Origin of the sequence: Paraburkholderia sp. 31.1, assembly GCF_014397645.1 — a bacterium.
GTDB lineage: Bacteria > Pseudomonadota > Gammaproteobacteria > Burkholderiales > Burkholderiaceae > Paraburkholderia > Paraburkholderia tuberum.
This window is the reverse complement of sequence record NZ_VZQN01000023.1, coordinates 1-18202: the sequence shown is the minus strand read 5'-3', so window position 1 is coordinate 18202 and position 18202 is coordinate 1. Positions and strand designations below refer to the sequence as shown.

Here is an 18202-nt window from a genome sequence, read left to right as displayed (position 1 = left end):
TAAGATTTTCACCTACTTACAAGGCGTGCTCCGCTATTGTCCGGGGCGCGCCTTTTCGCTTGATCGGCACTGAATGGATCATATTCGTAACTTCTCGATCATCGCGCACATCGACCATGGCAAGTCGACGCTCGCCGATCGCATCATCCAGATTTGTGGCGGTTTGTCCGACCGCGAGATGGAAGCTCAGGTGCTCGACTCGATGGATCTCGAGCGCGAGCGCGGCATTACCATCAAGGCGCAAACCGCCGCGTTGTCGTATCGCGCGCGCGATGGGCAGCTCTACAACCTGAACATGATCGACACCCCGGGGCACGTCGACTTCTCGTACGAAGTCAGCCGCTCGCTGTCCGCGTGCGAAGGCGCGCTGCTCGTCGTCGACGCGAGCCAGGGTGTGGAGGCGCAAACCGTCGCCAATTGCTACACGGCCATCGAACTCGGCGTCGAAGTGGTGCCGGTGTTGAACAAGATCGATCTGCCGGCGGCGAACCCCGAAAACGCGATCGCCGAGATCGAGGACGTGATCGGCATCGACGCGACCGACGCGACGCATTGCAGCGCGAAAACGGGCCTCGGCGTCGAAGACGTGCTCGAAGCGCTGATCGCGAAAGTGCCGCCGCCGAAGGGCGATCCGCAAGCGCCGCTACAGGCTCTCATCATCGACTCGTGGTTCGACAACTACGTCGGCGTCGTGATGCTGGTGCGCATCGTCAACGGCACGCTGCGTCCGAAGGACAAGATCCGGCTGATGGCAACCGGCGCGCAGTATCCGGTTGAACATATCGGCGTGTTCACGCCGAAGTCGAAGGATCTCGAATCACTGTCGGCGGGGCAGGTGGGCTTCATCATCGCCGGCATCAAGGAACTCGCGGCGGCGAAGGTCGGCGACACGGTTACGCTCGTGAACCAGCAGGCGGCTGTGCCGCTGCCGGGTTTCAAGGAAGTGAAGCCGCAGGTGTTCGCAGGTCTGTATCCGATCGAAGCGAATCAGTACGACGCGCTGCGCGATTCGCTCGAAAAGCTGAAGCTGAACGACGCGTCGCTGCAGTACGAACCGGAAGTGTCGCAGGCGCTCGGTTTCGGTTTCCGCTGCGGCTTCCTCGGTTTGTTGCACATGGAAATCGTGCAGGAACGTCTCGAACGTGAGTTCGACATGGACCTGATCACGACGGCGCCGACCGTGGTCTATGAAGTCCTGCAGCGCGACGGCACGACCCTGATGGTCGAGAATCCGGCCAAGATGCCGGAGCCGTCGAAGATCGAGGAAGTGCGCGAGCCGATCGTCACCGTGAACCTGTACATGCCGCAAGACTACGTCGGCGCGGTGATCACGTTGTGTACGCAGAAGCGCGGCAACCAGATCAACATGCAGTATCACGGTCGTCAGGTTCAGCTTACGTACGAAATTCCGATGGGTGAAGTCGTGCTCGATTTCTTCGACCGTCTGAAGTCGATTTCGCGCGGTTATGCGTCGATGGATTACGAGTTCAAGGAATACCGCGCGTCGGACGTCGTGAAGGTCGACATGCTGATCAACGGCGACAAGGTCGATGCGCTGTCGGTTATCGTGCACCGTTCGCAAAGCCAGTACCGCGGCCGCGAAGTGGCGGCGAAAATGCGCGAGCTGATTCCGCGTCAGATGTACGACGTAGCGGTTCAAGCCACGATCGGTTCGAATATCATTGCGCGCGAAAACATTAAAGCGTTGCGTAAGAACGTGCTGGCAAAATGCTACGGCGGTGATATCACGCGTAAGAAGAAGCTGCTTGAAAAGCAGAAGGCAGGCAAGAAGCGAATGAAGCAGGTGGGCTCGGTTGAAATCCCGCAAGAGGCTTTCCTCGCTATTCTGCGTGTCGAAGACAAATAAGTTGAATAACGGAACCCTATGAATTTTGCGCTGATTCTTTTTGTGCTCGTCGTTTTGACGGGTGTCGCATGGGTCGCGGACAAACTGGTTTTCCTGCCGAAACGGCGCCGCGAGGCGGAAGCCGCAGTCGCCGAATTCGATCGTCAGCAGGCACGCATCGGCGAGCGTTTCGCCGATGAAAACGCCGCGCAAACGCGCGCGCGTCTGCGCGACGACAAGCTGCGTCAGCCGTGGTGGCTCGAATATACGGCGAGCTTTTTTCCGGTCATTCTGGTGGTGTTCGCCGTGCGCTCGTTCGTGATCGAGCCGTTCAAGATCCCATCGGGCTCCATGGTGCCGACGCTGCTGGTGGGCGACTTCATCCTCGTCAATAAATTCGAATATGGTCTACGTTTGCCGATTACCAACACGAGGATCACGCAGGGCAGTCCGGTCCATCGCGGCGACGTGGTGGTGTTCCGTTATCCTAAAGACGAATCGGTCGACTACATCAAGCGCGTCATTGGTCTGCCCGGCGACGTGATCGAGTATCAGGACAAGAAACTCACGATCAACGGCAAGCCGGTGCCTGAAACGCCGTTGCCCGATTATCTCGACGAAGAGCGTCTCGGTTATGCGAAGCAGTTCCAGGAAGATATCGACGGCCGCAAGAACGCGATTCTGAATAATCCGGCGGTGCCGCCGTTCATCGTCGGTGCGGAAGATTATCCGTATCGCGACAACTGCCAGTACAACGCGCGTGGCGTGATCTGCAAAGTGCCGCCGGGCAATTTGTTCATGATGGGCGATAACCGCGACAACAGCGCGGATAGCCGGTACTGGGGTTTTGCGCCTGAACGCAATATCGTCGGCCGCGCATTTTTCATCTGGATGAACTTCAGCGATCTGCGGCGCATCGGCCCTTTCCAGTGAGTCGCGTGCATCGATCGCTTCATGAGCGCTTCTCACACGCCGCGCGAATAACCGGCGCCCGGTTATCTTAGTCGCGGCGTGTTGTCATGCTACTTTAAGAACTCGCGGTAACGTCGGTTCACCACGCTTTTTCCGCTGGCGCCCCGTGTTTCCGCCGGGTCAGGCGCCCGCGTTATACTCTGCCCATGCCCCTATCTCCGTTGGAAAGCCGTTTGCGCTACGAATTTCGCAATGCGGAATTGCTGCGCCAGGCTCTAACACACCGCAGTCATAGCTCCACGCATAACGAACGGCTCGAATTTCTCGGCGACTCCGTTCTGAATTGCGCGGTGGCTGCGCTTTTGTTCCAACGTTTCGGCAAACTCGACGAAGGCGACCTGTCTCGCGTGCGCGCCAATCTGGTCAAACAGCAGTCCCTCTACGAGATTGCTCAGGCACTCAATATTTCGGAGGGCCTGCGCCTCGGCGAGGGCGAGTTGCGCAGCGGCGGCTTCCGCCGCCCGTCGATCCTCGCGGATACGCTCGAGGCGGTGCTCGGTGCGATATTTCTGGACGGCGGATTCGAGGCTGCGCAGACGGTCATCAAGCGCCTTTACGTACCGATTCTCGACCATATCGACCCGCGCACGCTTGGCAAGGACGCGAAGACGCTGCTGCAGGAGTATCTGCAAGGCCACAAGATCGCGTTGCCTACTTATACGGTCGTCGCCACGCATGGCGCGGCGCACAATCAGCAGTTCGAAGTGGAATGTACGGTGCCGAAGCTGGACGTCAAGGTGTCTGGCTCCGGCGCGAGCCGTCGCGCGGCGGAGCAGGCGGCCGCAAAGAAGGCGCTCGACGAAGTGATGGCCGCGGCGCCTGCCGTGGTCGCGAAGCCGAAGCGCTCGAAGGGCGCGCGTGCCGCGAAAAATGCCGAGCAGGAAATCGTGCCGGGCGTGACCGGCGTACAGGCCGCACTGGATTTGCGCACACCGGATCGCAAGAGCGCGCGCGGTGAAGGGCGCGCGCCTGTCGCGCTGGAAGCGCACGCCGACAAACCTTTCTTGGAAAAATCAGCCGCTGAAAGACCGGCGACCGAGCGTGCCGCGCTGGGTGCCGCCGGTGCGCCGTTGGCTGTAATTCGTGCCGCGCATGTGGAGTACAGCGGACAGGACAAGCCGGAGCGCGCCGAAAGGTCCGAAAAGACGGAGAGGGCCGACAAGGTTTCGATCCACGCGGGCGAGAAACCTGTCGACAAGCCGGCCGAAAAACCCGCAGCGGACAAAACCCCCGACCTCAAAGCCGACACGCCGTCACACGCTCGCAGCGCAGACCGTCAGCGCAGCCGCGAAGCCGCGCCGGGGACTGCTGCGTCGAGCGTGAGCGCCGCGCCCGCGTCGGTTGTCTCGGTGCCCCCGGCCCCTGCCGAACACGAACCCGGCGTCGCCGACGCGGTGCAAACGCGCGTCGCCGATGCGGGCCATTGATTGCCATCGGCGTGCGCGTCGCGCGCGCCGAACTGAACCTGCCGTAGTCCGAATATGAACGCTCCCACTCCCACTGGTTTTCGCTGCGGCATGGTCGCGATCGTCGGCCGCCCGAATGTCGGCAAGTCCACGCTGATGAACGCGCTGGTCGGCCAGAAAGTCAGCATCACGTCGCGCAAGGCGCAGACCACGCGCCATCGCATTACCGGCATCAATACGCTCGAAGACGCCCAGTACATCTTCGTCGACACGCCCGGTTTTCAGACCAAACACAGCGGCGCCCTGAACCGCTCGCTGAACCGCGCCGTTACGTCGACGCTGACCTCGGTCGACGCGATCCTGTTCGTCATCGAAGCAGGCCGCTTCGGCCCTGACGACCAGAAGGTACTCGATCTGATCCCGGCGAAGGTTCCGACGCTGCTGATCGCGAACAAGCTCGATCGCGTGTCGGATAAAGACTCGCTGTTCCCGTTCATGCAGCAGATGAGCACGCTGCGCGAGTTCAACGAGATCGTGCCGCTGTCGGCGAAAAATTCCGACGACATCAAACGTCTGATGGCCACCGTCAAGCCGTTCCTGCCGGAAGGCGAGCCGATCTACGGCGAGGACGACCTGACCGATCGCAGCGAGCGCTTTCTTGCCGCCGAAATCCTGCGCGAGAAAGTCTTCCGCTGGACCGGCGACGAGCTGCCGTACACGAGCACCGTGCTGATCGAGAAGTTCGAAACCGAAGGGCGGCTGCGCCGTATCTTCGCGACGATCCTCGTCGATCGCGACATGCACAAGGCGATGATCATCGGCCAGAAGGGCGCGAAGCTGAAGCAGATCAGCACCGAGGCTCGCCTCGACATGGCAAAGCTGTTCGACGGGCCGGTGTACCTCGAAACCTTCGTCAAGGTGAAGAGCGGCTGGGCCGACAATGAAGCCGGGCTTCGTGCGTATGGGTACGAATGACGCGTGGATGACGCTCAATTCAGACGAGGCTTCGGATCAGCCGGAGCACGAACCGTCTCGGCTCGCGCGTAGCGCGAGGAAATCGTCGGCCGACGCAAAAAGCCCCAAAAGCGCGAAAAGCGCGCCCGCCGACGATGGCGAGCCACGCAAAACGCCGGCGCGCCGCGCGCCGCGCACCTCCACATCCGAATATCGGATCACCGAGCAGCCCGCGTTCGTGCTGCATAGCTATCCGTATCGCGAGACCAGCCTGATCATCGACGTGCTGTCGCGCGATCACGGCCGTCTCGCGCTGGTCGCAAAGGGCGCGAAGCGCCCGCACTCCGCGCTGCGCGGCGTGCTGCAAACGTTCCAGCCGCTGTCGCTCGCGTGGTCGGGCAAGTCCGAAATGCGCACGCTGACCGGCGCCGAATGGGTCGGCGGCATGCTGCCGCTGACCGGCGACGCGCTGCTGTGCGGTTTCTACGTCAACGAACTGCTGGTGCGCTTCTGCGCGCGCGAAGACCCGCATCCTCAGTTGTTCCATCACTACGTCGTCACGCTGACGCGGCTCGCGCACGATGAGCCGCCGGTGCAGGTGCTGCGCTCGTTCGAACGCGTGCTGCTACGCGAGACCGGTTATGCGATGGCGCTCGACCGCACGGTCGCACGCAAAGCGGTGCTCGCCGACGGCCGCTACGTGTTCGATCCCGAGCGCGGGGTACGCGAGGCATCGGACGAATGGCCCGCGCGGTGGCCGGTAGTGACGGGACAAACCTTGCTCGATATGGAAAAGGACGATTACCATCGAGCGCAGACCGTCGCGCAAAGCAAAACGCTGATGCGCTTCCTGCTCAACACCTATCTCGGCGGCGCGCCGCTTGCTACCCGCCAGATCCTGATCGACCTGCAGAACCTATGAGCTTCTTCCTGACTTCGCCGACCGCGATCGACCTCGGCGTGAACATCGACCATGTCGCCACGCTGCGCAACGCGCGTGGCACGTCCTATCCCGATCCGATCCGCGCCGCGCTGATGGCCGAAGAAGCCGGCGCCGACGCGATCACGCTGCATCTACGCGAAGACCGCCGGCATATCGTCGACGCCGACGTACACAAGCTGCGTCCGCTGCTGAAAACGCGCATGAATCTCGAATGCGCGGTCACGCCGGAAATGCTCGACATCGCGTGCGCAGTGCAACCGCACGACGTCTGCCTCGTGCCGGAAAAGCGCGAGGAGCTGACGACCGAAGGCGGTCTCGACGTCGCCGGACAGTTCGAGGCGGTGCGCGCCGCATGCAAGCAACTGGCGGACGCGAACTCGCGCGTGTCGCTCTTCATCGACCCCGAGGAGACGCAGATTCGCGCCGCGCACGAAGCCGGCGCGCCGGTGATCGAGCTGCACACAGGCCGTTACGCGGAAGCTCATGATCCCGCGGAACAGCAGCGCGAATACGAGCGCATCGTGCGAGCAGTCGAATTCGGCGCGACGCTCGGCCTCAAAGTGAACGCGGGCCACGGCCTGCACTACACGAACGTGCAGCAGATCGCGGCGATCGACGGCATCGTCGAACTCAACATCGGCCATGCGATCGTCGCGCATGCGATCTTCGCGGGCTGGGACAACGCGGTGCGCGAGATGAAGGCGATCATGGTCGCCGCGCGTCTCGGCGCGCGCGCGTAACGCAACCTGGCGACGGACGCACGCATGGCAATCTACGGAATCGGCACCGACATCGTTCAGGTCAGCCGCGTAGCAGCGGTGATGACTCGCACCAATGGCCGTTTCGCGGAGAAGGTGCTCGGTCCCGACGAACTACGCGTGTACCACGCGCGCCACGCCCGTTCGGCGGCGCGCGGTCTCGCGTTTCTCGCGACGCGCTTCTCGGCGAAAGAGGCGTTCTCGAAGGCAATCGGCCTCGGCATGCACTGGCCGATGAGCTGGCGCGCGCTGCAAACGCTGAACCGGCCGAGCGGCGAGCCGATGGTGGTCGCCTCTGGCGAGCTGGCCGACTGGCTCGACGCGCGCGGCATCACGGCGCGCGTGACGATCAGCGACGAGCGCGACTACGCGGTGTCGTTCGTGATCGCGGAGACGCAGCGGCCGGGCGATACGGAAGGTTCGTTGGCGGCGTCGGCGTCGCGGGCTTCGTCCGCCCGTTCCGCCACAGAATGAAAAGGTTGAGCGCGGCCACTGGCGGTCGCGTTTGTGTTGTCTCACAGTTTTCCCGCGGAATTCGATGAAAACCACACCCGGACCGGTGATGCTCGACGTGGTCGGCAAAACGTTGAACCGCGATGACAAAAGGCGTCTCGCTCACCCGATGACCGGCGGCGTGATCCTGTTCGCGCGCCACTACGAGAGCCGCGCGCAACTGGTCGGGCTGACCGATGCCATCCGCGCGATTCGCCCGGATCTGCTGATCGCCGTCGATCACGAAGGCGGCCGCGTGCAGCGCTTTCGCACCGACGGCTTCACGGTGCTGCCGTCGATGGGTAAGCTCGGCGCGCTGTGGGACCAGGACGTGCTGCACGCGACCAAGGTGACGACCGCGGTCGGCTATATCCTCGCCGCGGAACTGCGCGCGTGCGGTATCGACATGAGCTTCACGCCGGTGCTCGACCTCGACTATGGACACTCGCAGGTGATCGGCGATCGCGCGTTCCATCGCGATGCGCGCGTGGTCGCGCTGCTCGCGAAGAGTTTGAACCACGGCCTCGCGCTCGCCGGCATGAGCAATTGCGGCAAGCATTTTCCAGGGCACGGATTCGCGCAGGCAGATTCGCACGTCGCGATGCCCGTCGACGAACGCCCGATCGACGAAATCCTCGGCAACGACGTCGCGCCGTACGACTGGCTCGGTCTGTCGCTTGGCGCGGTGTTGCCCGCGCACGTCGTCTATCCGCGGGTCGATGCGAAGCCGGCCGGCTTCTCGCGCATCTGGTTGCAGGACATCCTGCGCGGCAAGCTTGGCTTCGAAGGCGCGATCTTCAGCGACGATCTGTCGATGGAAGCCGCGCGCCAGGGCGGCACGCTGACCGAAGGTGCGCAAGCGGCCCTGGAGGCCGGCTGCGACATGGTGCTGATCTGCAACCAGCCGGACGAAGCGGAGAAGGTGCTCGACACGCTGCGCGTCACGCCGGCGAGGGAATCGCAGCGGCGGCTGAAGCGCATGCGGCCGCGCGGTAAAGCGCTCACGTGGAGCAAGCTGATGGCCGAGCCACGGTACGCCGAAGCGCAGAGGCTGCTGCGCAGTACGTTTGCATAAACGGAAATGGCGCCTTGAAGCAATTCAAGGCGCCATTTTTTATCAGCTTCGAACGGTGCGAGCCGCCGTCAAGCTTTGCTTGACAACCGCAGCACGCGCGATCCGATCGCTCAGTTCAAGCGCATGCGCTGCAACTTGTTGTACAGCGTCTTCGGGCTGATTCCCAGCAACGACGCCGCTCGATGTCGCGTGCCGCCGACCGCGTCGAGCGTCGCGCGGATCAGCATTTCTTCGACGTCCGCGAGGGGCGTACCGACGGTCACCTGCACGCGACTGCCGTTCAGATCGCGGCCGTTCGCCGTGCTGGCTTCGTCGGCGCGCAACGACTCGATCACGTCGCCCGATGCCTGATAAGCGCGCCGCACGCGCTCCTGCAGTTCGCGCACGTTGCCTGGCCATTCGTACGCGAGGCATTCGCGCAGGAAATTCGGCGCCGCCTGCTTCGCGACCTCGGCCGTACCGCGCGCGGTCGCTTCCACATTCAGTTCGTCGACGGCTGCCTGCGCGATCAGCAGCGGATCTTCACCACGCTCGCGCAGCGGTGGCAGCATGACCGCGGCGGCTTCGAGGCGCAGCGAGAGGTCCTGATGCAGCGAGCCGTCCGCGACCGCCGCGCGCGGCGACTTCCGCGTCGACGCGATGAGCCGGAAGTCGGTCACGATCTGGCTGGTACCGCCCACGCGCATGAAGGTCTGCGAATCGAGCGCGCGCAACAGCGCTTCCTGCTGCGTGCGCGGCAGCTCGGTGATTTCGTTGATGAACAACGTGCCGCCGCTCGCCTGTTCGAAGAGGCCCGGCTCGCGCTGCTCGGCGCCGCCGAACGCTCCGCGTTCGTGACCGAGCAGCATGCTGTCGAGCGAGCGATTGAGCCCGCCCGCGGTCGCGCCGCGGCAATCGAACGTGACGAACGGGCCTTTGCGGCGGCGGCTCATGTCGTGCAGCGTGCGCGCGGCGATCTGCTTGCCGGTGCCAGCCTCGCCGGAGATCAGCACCGCGGCTTCTGTCGGCGCGAGACGCTCGATCGTGTCGTACACGTGCTGAATGGCGCCGCTGCGACCGAGCATCGAGCCGAAGCGTCCAAGCTGACGCAGCGCCGCGCGCAGCGCCTGGACCTCCTCGGTCAGCTCATAAGGCCGCGGAATGCGCGCGAGCAGGCTGCGCAGGCGCGGAATGTTGACCGGCTTCAGCAGATAGTCCCAGATACCGTGCCGCAAGCCCTCGATCGCACTCTCGACGGTCGCATTGCCGGTCATCACGATCACCGGAAGCGCGCCGCCCGGCGGATGCGCGGGCAGATGCTGCAACAGATCGAGGCCGCTGCCGTCCGGCAGATTCAGGTCGACGAGCACGACGTCGGGGATGAAGCGCGTCAATGCGCCGCGGGCCTCGGCGAGCGTGGTCGCGGTGTCGACTGAAAAGCCGTCGGCGGCGAGGATTGCCGACAGACCGGACAGGCTGTTGGGATCGTCTTCAACAATCAGGGCGTGTGGCATGGCGAGCGCAATTTTATGAATGGGTTGAATGCCCGGTGCGCCGCCAACGCTGATGGCGCGCACTCCGGGCTCTGAGGGCTCGATGACAGGGCTAAACCAACGGTCCTTGGGCGGTGAAAAAACGACAGCCGCCGGCACTGCGCCTTGAGTCGCGCGGGCCGGCGCCTGTAGTTCCTTCACTGGTCCTGTCAGAAATCCCGGTTGCTATCGAAAAACCGGCGCACTTCGAGTTCCGCCTGTTCACGGGTTTTGCCATAGCGTTCCTGAATCAGACCAGCGAGCTTGTCGGCCCGGCCTTCGGCCTTGGTCAACTCGTCGTCCGTCAGTTCGCCCCATGCGGTCTTCGCCTTGCCGATCATCTGTCTCCATTTACCTTCAGCGATGTCGTTGTTCATGGTGCCTCCCCAAGAGTGGAAAATGAGCGTACTCGCGTAACTCTCTCCACCTAGCAGAGATCGTGCCAAAGGGTGTGGATGAAATCGATCGAGGCCTTGCCGCGCGCCCAACGCGAAATCCGGATGTCGCGATGGTAATTTTGAGAAATTTGCCGGTAAAGTTTTCCTAAACCATACACGGCGCGGCAGAAAAGAAAAAGCGCCCAAAAAATTGAGCGCTTTTTGTGCAGGCCGGCAGGGCGCCGGCGCTGGCGGGGTGACGCAGGCGGGCGCTTAGGCGCGGCTGCGGTATTCGTGCGTACGCGTGTCGATTTCGATCTTGTCGCCGATGTTGCAGAAGAGCGGCACTTGCAGTTCGAAGCCGGTGTTCAGCTTGGCGTTCTTCAGCACCTTGCCCGACGACGTATCGCCCTTGACGGCCGGTTCCGTGTAGATGATTTCGCGAACCAGCGTGGTCGGCAGTTCGACCGAGATCGCCTTCTCGTTGTAGAACACGACTTCGCAAGCCATGCCGTCTTCGAGGTAGTGCATCGCGTCGCCCATCATTTCGGCTTCGACTTCGTACTGGTTGTAGTCGGCGTCCATGAACACGTACATCGGGTCGGCGAAGTACGAGTACGTCACTTCCTTGCGCTCGAGCACGACGACGTCGAACTTGTCGTCCGCCTTGTACACGGTTTCCATGCCTGCGCCGGTCAGCAGGTTCTTGAACTTCATCTTGACGACGGCGGAGTTACGGCCCGATTTGTTGTATTCGGCCTTTTGCACGACCATTGCGTCTGCGCCGATCATCACGACGTTGCCGGTGCGGAGTTCCTGTGCGGTCTTCATAAAACTGTCCTGTACGAGATAAATAGCTTAACTGTTGCTCAACGGCATACGGCGCAAGCGGCTTCGGCGTTTCGCCCACCGCCTGCCGCGCGCCGCGTGAAGCGGCCGCGCAGCCCGGATGCGTGAAACGGGATCGGCTCGCGGTGAAAACCCGGGGGCGTGATGCCTCGGCGTTCCACCTGTCCGTTACCTGATTTTTACCCTGTTCGGGCGTGTACACGAGTGGCGCCGATCTGCAACACGCCCAAACATACGTCCCTTTTTTGACATTCGCGTGCCCGACCGGAAGATTGGGACGCGTGCTGTGTTTTTCGAGGGGACCGGTCAGACAGGCTGACCATGGGGTAGTTGTCTAATCGGGCCGCGCTTGCGTCGTCGGCCGTTGGATAACCGCTTATTTTAACTGAGTTTTTGCGAACGAGGTCAGATTTCCGGCGAGATCGCCGACTTGCGCGAGTTCGACCGCCCAGCCAGCGGCGCGCCGTTTCAGGGCCGGATAGTGGCGCTGGAATTCCGCCCAGTCCGGCTGACCAGCGCCGTTCCACGCGTGCCAGAAGCGCTCGAGCGCGGCGCGCGCGTCAGCTGGGAGCGTGCGGGTGTAGTGCGCAAGTGCGGCGTCGAGCTTTGGCAGATGGGCGTCGTCGGCCTGCGGGTAGATGTGCCAGACGAACGGCTTGGCGGCCCACTGCGCGCGCACGAACGAGTCCTCGCCGCGTACGAAATTGACGTCGCTCGCCCATAGCAGTGCGTCGTAGCCAGGCTGTTCGGTGAACGCGAGCGCATGCGCGCTGAGGTTGCCGAGCGTCGCATGGGTGCCCGCTGCAAACGACGGTAGGCCGAAAAAGCGCGCCAGCGCGCCGGAAATGCGTCCTTCGGGCACCAGCAGCACGATCGGGCTTGCGTTGTCGCGCCATTGTTCGAGCAGGCTGTCGACGGCCGGGTTTTCGTAGGCGAACAGCGACACGACCGTCGCGTCGGCGGGCGGCGGCGCGTGGCCCGTGACGTTGCGCCACCAGTCGGTGCGCGCGGCGGGCGATGCTTCGAACGCGGCGCGCGCCGCGTCGAGATCGCGCTCCTTCAGGACGCCACCGGTGCCGGGGCCGAGTCCGGGGAAAAAGAAGGTCTTGCTGAGTGCGTAGCGCGGATGCGGCGACGGCCGCAGATGAAAATCGGCGATCCAGTCCTCGGCGCTCAGATATTCGAGGTTGAACCACAGCGGCACGCACGCTCGCTCTGCCATCGCCGCGATATAGACGGGCGGCAGTTCGCAGGCGAACGCCTCGATCACGACGTCGGCGACTTCGAGCGTATCGCCAACATGGGACGGCTCGTGCCAATGCTCGACGACGATGCCGTCGAGCGTCTGCCGCGCACGCTCCAGCTCGAGCGACGGGCACAGCCTCCTGAACGCATGCAGATCGTCGACGAACACGCGCACCTGCCAGCCGTGCTCGCGCGCGAGTTGGCGCGCAAGGCGCCAGCACACGCCGATGTCGCCGAAGTTGTCGATCACCGCGCAGAAGATATCGCAGGCGATCGGGTTGGCAGGGGCGGCGGGTGATCCGGAATCGGGCGCGACGGAGGACATGGCGGCTCGGCTGGCTCGGTGACTCCGGCGGACGGAGCGGGTTCGAACGAACGCGGAATGTTCTAAACTGGCGATTCTAAAGCCTCGCTCGCGATCGCGCGCGCCCTTTGTCCGCCATGCGGGCCGCATCGGCGACACGCGACATGACCCCCGGCGCACGATGCCGGGCCCCCGGCGGCGCAATCGGTGCAATCGGTGCAAGCGGCGAGGCAGCGCGAGACAGTCCCACCCCAATCGATCCCGCATGACCGAACCCGAAGCCAGCGACGCCCCCGACACCTTCGAGCCGAAAACAGTGCTCGCCCAACTGCCGCATCTGCCCGGCGTCTACCGCTATTACGACACGAGTGGCGCGGTGCTCTACGTCGGCAAGGCGCGCGATCTGAAGAAGCGCGTATCGAGCTACTTCACGAAGACGCAGCTGTCGCCGCGTATCGCGATGATGGTCACGCGCATCGCGCGCATCGAGACCACGGTCACGCGTTCCGAGGCCGAGGCGCTGCTGCTCGAAAACAACCTGATCAAGGCGCTCACGCCGCGTTACAACATCCTGTTTCGCGACGACAAGTCGTATCCCTATCTGAAGCTGACCGGCCACAAGTTTCCGCGCATGGCCTATTACCGCGGCTCGGTCGATCGCAAGAACCAGTACTTCGGCCCGTTCCCGAGCGCGTGGGCGGTGCGCGAGAGCATTCAGATCCTGCAGCGCGTGTTCCAGCTGCGCACCTGCGAAGACTCGGTGTTCAACAACCGCACGCGGCCGTGTCTGCTGCATCAGATCGGCCGTTGCACGGCGCCGTGCGTCGCGAACATCAGCGAGGAGGATTACGCGCGCGACGTCGCCAACGCGTCGCGCTTTCTGCTCGGCCGTCAGGGCGAGGTGATGAAGGAGCTCGAGCAGAAGATGCATGCGTTCGCGAGCGAGCTGAAGTTCGAGCAGGCCGCGGCGGTGCGCAACCAGATGAGTTCGCTGTCGACGGTGCTGCATCAGCAGGCAATCGAAGTCGGCAGCGACAGCGACGTCGACATTCTCGCGGTAGTCGCGCTGGGCGGCCGCGTGTGCGTGAATCTCGCGATGGTGCGCGGCGGACGACATCTCGGCGACAAGGCGTACTTTCCCACGCACGTGGAGAGCGCGTTGACGGCGGAGGAAGGCGGGCTCGAAGAAGACGGCGATCAGGACGATGCATCGGCGGATGCGCGAGCGGTCGCGCCAGCGGCCGCGGCGGCGAGCGCCCCGGCCGATGCGCTCGCGATCGCTCAGGACATGCCGTCGGAAGACGAGGACGTCGATGGTAGTGAAGAAGACGCGATCGACGAGGCTGCCGAAGCGACCCCGGACGCCGTCAGCGACGAAGGCGCGGACGAAGGCACCGACGGGAACGCAGGGTCCGGCCCCGCGGCGAAGCGCCGCAACGGCCGCGCGCCAGGCGGCATCGAATCCGAAGTGCTCGAAGCGTTCATCGCGCAGCATTACCTCGGCAATCGCGTGCCGCCGGTGCTGGTGGTCAGCCACGCGCCGGCGCGCGAACTCGTCGACGTGCTGATCGAGCAGGCGGGCCACAAGGTGACCGTACTGCGTCAACCGCAAGGACAGCGGCGCGCGTGGCTCGCGATGGCCGAGCAGAACGCGCGGCTCGCGCTCGCGCGCCTGCTCTCCGAGCAGGGCTCGCAGCAGGCGCGCACGCGCGCGTTGACCGACACGCTCGGCATGGAGTGCGACGACCTCGCGCATCTGCGCATCGAATGCTTCGACATCAGTCACACGATGGGCGAGGCGACGCAGGCGTCCTGCGTCGTCTATCACCACCACAAGATGCAGTCGTCCGAGTATCGCCGCTACAACATCACCGGCATCACGCCCGGTGACGATTACGCGGCGATGCGCCAGGTGCTCACGCGCCGCTACGAAAAGATGGTCGCGCAGGCCGCCGCGAATGCGAGCGACGAAGCCGCCGAATCGCAAAGTGACGCGGCCGCCGATCCCGCGCTCGCCGCCGATGCCGCCGAGCCGGCCGCGGCCGGCGGCGTGCTGCCGACCATCGTGCTGATCGACGGCGGCAAGGGGCAGGTGGAGATCGCGCGGCAGGTGTTCACGGAGTTGGGGCTCGATACTGGCATGCTCGTCGGCGTCGCAAAGGGCGAGGGGCGCAAGGTCGGTCTCGAGACGCTGATTTTCGCGGACGGCCGCACGCCGCTCGAACTCGGCAAGGAAAGCGCCGCGCTGATGCTGGTCGCGCAGATCCGCGACGAAGCGCATCGTTTCGCGATCACTGGCATGCGCGCCAAACGCGGCAAGACGCGCCAGACCTCGCGGCTCGAAGAACTCGAAGGCGTAGGGGCGAAGCGGCGTCAGCGCCTGCTGGCGCGCTTTGGCGGCTTGCGCGGCGTGGTGGCCGCGAGTGTAGAGGATCTCGCGAGCGTCGAAGGCATTTCGCAGGCGCTCGCCGAGCAGATCTACCGGCAACTGCATTGAATTGGCGGGCCACGCGGGGCTGTGATCGGAACGACGGTTCGTCGGACCCGCGGCGTCGCGCTGCGGATGCGCTGGCTGCGAACCACGCGCCGGGGGCGGCTCGCTTGCCGCCCCCGCGCGGCCATGCCTGGGCGCGCTTGCTTGTGGCAGGCCCTGTGACACGGCACAATTGCAACTCACTCGTCAGACGCTGCGCCTGCCCCATGCCGTTTAATTTCCCGATATTCCTGACCTGGCTGCGGATCGTGCTGATTCCGCTCGTCGTCGGTGTGTTCTATTTGCCCGACATGATGATGAGCCCCGCGCACCGCAATCTCGCGGCCGCGACGATCTTCATCCTGGCGGCACTCACCGACTGGTTCGACGGCTTTCTGGCCCGCAAATGGAATCAGACCTCGGCATTCGGCGCGTTTCTCGATCCGGTCGCCGACAAGCTGATGGTGACCGCGGCGCTGCTCGTGCTCGTGCAACTCACGCGGATCGATTCCGCGATCGCGCTCGTGATCGTCGGACGTGAAATCGCGATCTCGGCCCTGCGCGAATGGATGGCGCAGATCGGTGCGTCGAAGAGCGTCGCGGTGAACTCGCTCGGCAAGTTCAAGACCGCTTGCCAGATGGTCGCGATTCCGATGCTGCTGTTCTATGGCCCGCTGCCGCTCGGTGGCGGCGTGACGGTCGACACGCGCGTGTGGGGCCTGTGGCTGATCTATCTGGCTGCGTTCCTGACGATCTGGTCGATGCTGTACTACATGAAGCTCGCGTGGCCGCAGATTCGCGAGCGCGGCGGCATTGCGTGACGGTGTGAATAGAAGAGCGCGGGGGCGCAAAAGTGTGTTCGAACCCCGCACTACTACGAGAGAAATATTTTCTTTAACACAGACGGGCAAAGGGGTTGACACGTTTCAGTCGATTCTCCATAATTTCGTTTCTCCGATGCACGCAACGCGAAACACCGGAGACGCAGTCAAGCAGTAGCAGTAAATGCAGCACAACGCGGGAATAGCTCAGTTGGTAGAGCGCAACCTTGCCAAGGTTGAGGTCGCGAGTTCGAGCCTCGTTTCCCGCTCCAGTATTCGAAGCATCGCGTTGTTTGGCGAAGTAAAAAAGGCAGCGCGGTGAAGCAGTTCAATGCGGGAGTAGCTCAGTTGGTAGAGCGCAACCTTGCCAAGGTTGAGGTCGCGAGTTCGAGCCTCGTCTCCCGCTCCATACATCAGGGGAAGCAGCGCTTCCCTTTTTGTTTGGAAGGCCGCTCGTTCTGAACTTCCAGAGCTTCGGTTCTTCTGGTTATCACCAGATAAATCTGCGAACCCGTGTCCAGGTTCCAGTCCGCTTGTGGCGCGATAGCAAAGCGGTTATGCAGCGGCCTGCAAAGCCGTTTAGGCCGGTTCGACTCCGGCTCGCGCCTCCAGTCTTTGATGTAAAGCGAAAGCCCCGACTTGTCGGGGCTTTTCTTTTTCTGTTCCTCTCTTCGCCAGCCTTGTCGATCGTCGTCATCAAGGTGAGCGGAGCGGTCGATCCGACTGCGTGCCGCAGACGTTCCTCCGAATCGATCAGAAATCGAGCGCGGATTTGATTGACTGCACGGCAGCGGTGTTCAGGAAGCAGTAGTGCTCTTGCGGCGTACCGCCTCCGAGCGGTGTGCTATCTGCATCGTCGTGCCGCTCCTGATCATGTAACTCGCGTAGATGCGGCCGTTGTTCTGGTAATACACGCGATAGTCGGTCGTGCTACCCCCGAGCACGCTGTTGGCCAACCATGCGCGAACGCCCTGCAACGCGACGATCTGGCCATCGCGGATAGCTGATAGGTCTTGTCATCCGTCGTGCAGGAGTAGGGAAAGAAACTTTCCAGCGTCGATACCGTTGCCGAGCAACGCGCTATTCGTGAAGAGTTCGGACGGCGTCGCGGATATCAGACCGCTCAGCGAAACGACGGTGTAGCTGGTGCCGAGCAAGGTGCGGATCACGGTACTACCGTCCGCCGCCAGATAGTCTTCCTGCACGTTGGGTCCCACGTAGCTGACCCGCGCCTGCGCGGGAACTGCGCCGACATACACAGCGCCATTGACGATCTGGCGTCCATTGGTCAACGTGGGGAGCTTGAGCGCCGACGAGAGCGCGGCCGTCCCGGCAATCAGCGACTGAGTGCCCGTGGAGGGGCTTTGAGCGATGCTGGAGTCGATGGTGAAAAACGTGCTACTCGAGCTGACCGATAGCGCGCCCGCCGAATTCGCGCTGAGCGAAAGGCTGCCATCGACATAATGCAGTCCACCGTTAGACGTGAGTGCAAAGCTCTCATAGTTCTTCTGCGCATCGTTCAAACTCGAGGTGCTGGCCGTCGTTCGTCCAGCAATTCGGGAAGTGCTCACCGGCTTTAATGAGATGGTCAGCCTGACCGAAACAGCCCGATCGGCTTACGCTGATCGGGCTGTTTCCTTATGGGAGATCGTCATGGACACCATCTCGTTGATTGGAATCGATCTTGGCAAGCATTGCTTTCACCTGCACGCACAGTCCGCATCGGGCCACATGGTGTTGCGCAAGAAGCTGACGCGCAACCAGATGTTCACACTGCTTGCCCGTGTTCCGAGCTGCACGGTGGTCATGGAAGCCTGTGCCGGCGCTCACTGGGTCGCCCGTCGCCTCCAGGAACTTGGGCACCACCCGAAGCTGATATCCCCGCAGTTCGTCAAACCTTTCGTGCAAGGCAACAAGAATGACTTCGCCGACGCGCAAGCGATCTGCGAGGCCGCGTCACGTCCCAGCATGCGGTTCGTCAGTCCGCGCAATGAGGTGCAGCAGACGATCTCAGCGCTGCATCGGGTACGCGAAGCGCTGGTGCGCGACCCCCCCGCGTCACAATGGTTGTCGCCTGGATAAAATTGGAATCTGGGGGCGATAAAGAGAGAACAAGTTGGCGCGTTACGGAAAGACATTCAAGGACAGAGCGGTGGCGCGGTTGCTGCCGCCGGAG

General features: G+C 63.2%; 16 protein-coding genes, 3 tRNA genes and 1 pseudogene. 14 read left to right on the top strand and 6 right to left on the bottom strand.

What is annotated here, in order from left to right:
* Positions 1-73: 73 nt before the first annotated feature.
* The 8 genes from lepA to nagZ all read left to right on the top strand — a co-directional run bounded on the left by lepA (position 74) and on the right by nagZ (position 8446).
* The gene (lepA, locus tag F6X37_RS18870; protein ID WP_187612372.1) at positions 74-1867 is read left to right on the top strand and encodes a translation elongation factor 4; all 1794 of its coding nucleotides are present in this window, start codon (positions 74-76) and stop codon (positions 1865-1867) included.
* A gap of 18 nt (positions 1868-1885) precedes the next feature.
* Positions 1886-2779: a signal peptidase I gene (lepB, locus tag F6X37_RS18865; RefSeq protein WP_184061413.1), complete on the top strand. Its 894-nt coding sequence runs from the start codon at positions 1886-1888 to the stop codon at positions 2777-2779.
* Between the two features lie 185 nt (positions 2780-2964).
* Positions 2965-4245, top strand: coding sequence for a ribonuclease III (rnc, locus tag F6X37_RS18860; RefSeq protein ID WP_187612371.1), 1281 nt, complete (start codon positions 2965-2967; stop codon positions 4243-4245).
* Positions 4246-4299: 54 nt separating this feature from the next.
* Entirely contained in the window at positions 4300-5199 is a 900-nt protein-coding gene (gene era / locus F6X37_RS18855; protein WP_026225953.1) for a GTPase Era, read from the top strand.
* Complete coding sequence (recO, locus tag F6X37_RS18850; protein WP_187612370.1) at positions 5186-6100, top strand: DNA repair protein RecO; 915 nt, start codon at positions 5186-5188, stop codon at positions 6098-6100. The genes era and recO overlap by 14 nt, the downstream gene beginning before the upstream one ends.
* A complete protein-coding gene (gene pdxJ / locus F6X37_RS18845; protein WP_187612369.1) occupies positions 6097-6861 on the top strand; it encodes a pyridoxine 5'-phosphate synthase in 765 nt (254 codons plus the stop codon). Before recO ends, pdxJ begins: the two co-directional genes overlap by 4 nt.
* Positions 6862-6885: 24 nt before the next feature.
* On the top strand, positions 6886-7353 hold the full coding sequence (gene acpS, locus F6X37_RS18840; protein ID WP_187612368.1) for a holo-ACP synthase: 468 nt from the start codon (positions 6886-6888) through the stop codon (positions 7351-7353).
* A gap of 64 nt (positions 7354-7417) precedes the next feature.
* Positions 7418-8446, top strand: a complete 1029-nt coding sequence (gene nagZ / locus F6X37_RS18835) for a beta-N-acetylhexosaminidase (RefSeq protein ID WP_187612367.1) — start codon at positions 7418-7420, stop codon at positions 8444-8446.
* Positions 8447-8556: 110 nt separating this feature from the next.
* Here nagZ and F6X37_RS18830 read toward each other — a convergent pair whose 3' ends face one another.
* From F6X37_RS18830 to earP, 4 genes are all read right to left on the bottom strand, one after another.
* Positions 8557-9939 (bottom strand): sigma-54-dependent transcriptional regulator, encoded by a 1383-nt coding sequence (locus F6X37_RS18830; RefSeq protein ID WP_187612366.1) that lies wholly within the window; start codon positions 9937-9939, stop codon positions 8557-8559.
* A gap of 188 nt (positions 9940-10127) precedes the next feature.
* Positions 10128-10334: a CsbD family protein gene (locus F6X37_RS18825; protein WP_090801149.1), complete on the bottom strand. Its 207-nt coding sequence runs from the start codon at positions 10332-10334 to the stop codon at positions 10128-10130.
* Positions 10335-10607: 273 nt separating this feature from the next.
* Complete coding sequence (gene efp / locus F6X37_RS18820) at positions 10608-11165, bottom strand: elongation factor P (RefSeq protein ID WP_008919334.1); 558 nt, start codon at positions 11163-11165, stop codon at positions 10608-10610.
* A gap of 394 nt (positions 11166-11559) precedes the next feature.
* Positions 11560-12753 carry an elongation factor P maturation arginine rhamnosyltransferase EarP gene (gene earP / locus F6X37_RS18815; RefSeq protein ID WP_187612365.1) on the bottom strand — a complete coding sequence of 398 codons (1194 nt, stop codon included), beginning with the start codon at positions 12751-12753 and terminating at the stop codon, positions 11560-11562.
* 244 nt (positions 12754-12997) lie between these two features.
* Here earP and uvrC point away from each other — a divergent pair, with 244 nt between their 5' ends.
* From uvrC to F6X37_RS18790, 5 genes are all read left to right on the top strand, one after another.
* A complete protein-coding gene (uvrC, locus tag F6X37_RS18810; protein WP_187612364.1) occupies positions 12998-15229 on the top strand; it encodes an excinuclease ABC subunit UvrC in 2232 nt (743 codons plus the stop codon).
* Between the two features lie 203 nt (positions 15230-15432).
* Complete coding sequence (gene pgsA, locus F6X37_RS18805; protein WP_062127799.1) at positions 15433-16026, top strand: CDP-diacylglycerol--glycerol-3-phosphate 3-phosphatidyltransferase; 594 nt, start codon at positions 15433-15435, stop codon at positions 16024-16026.
* Between the two features lie 196 nt (positions 16027-16222).
* Positions 16223-16298, top strand: a tRNA-Gly gene (locus F6X37_RS18800).
* Positions 16299-16359: 61 nt separating this feature from the next.
* Positions 16360-16435: transfer RNA gene (locus F6X37_RS18795), tRNA-Gly, on the top strand.
* A gap of 128 nt (positions 16436-16563) precedes the next feature.
* A tRNA-Cys gene (locus tag F6X37_RS18790) sits at positions 16564-16637 on the top strand.
* A 186-nt stretch (positions 16638-16823) separates the two neighbouring features.
* Here F6X37_RS18790 and F6X37_RS18785 read toward each other — a convergent pair.
* Both F6X37_RS18785 and F6X37_RS18780 read right to left on the bottom strand, forming a co-directional pair.
* On the bottom strand, positions 16824-16982 hold the full coding sequence (locus F6X37_RS18785; protein WP_187612363.1) for a hypothetical protein: 159 nt from the start codon (positions 16980-16982) through the stop codon (positions 16824-16826).
* A 60-nt stretch (positions 16983-17042) separates the two neighbouring features.
* The gene (locus F6X37_RS18780) at positions 17043-17549 is read right to left on the bottom strand and encodes a hypothetical protein (protein WP_187612362.1); all 507 of its coding nucleotides are present in this window, start codon (positions 17547-17549) and stop codon (positions 17043-17045) included.
* Between the two features lie 130 nt (positions 17550-17679).
* Here F6X37_RS18780 and F6X37_RS18775 point away from each other — a divergent pair.
* Positions 17680-18075: pseudogene (locus F6X37_RS18775) on the top strand (transposase); the annotation flags it as partial.
* Positions 18076-18202: the final 127 nt, after the last annotated feature.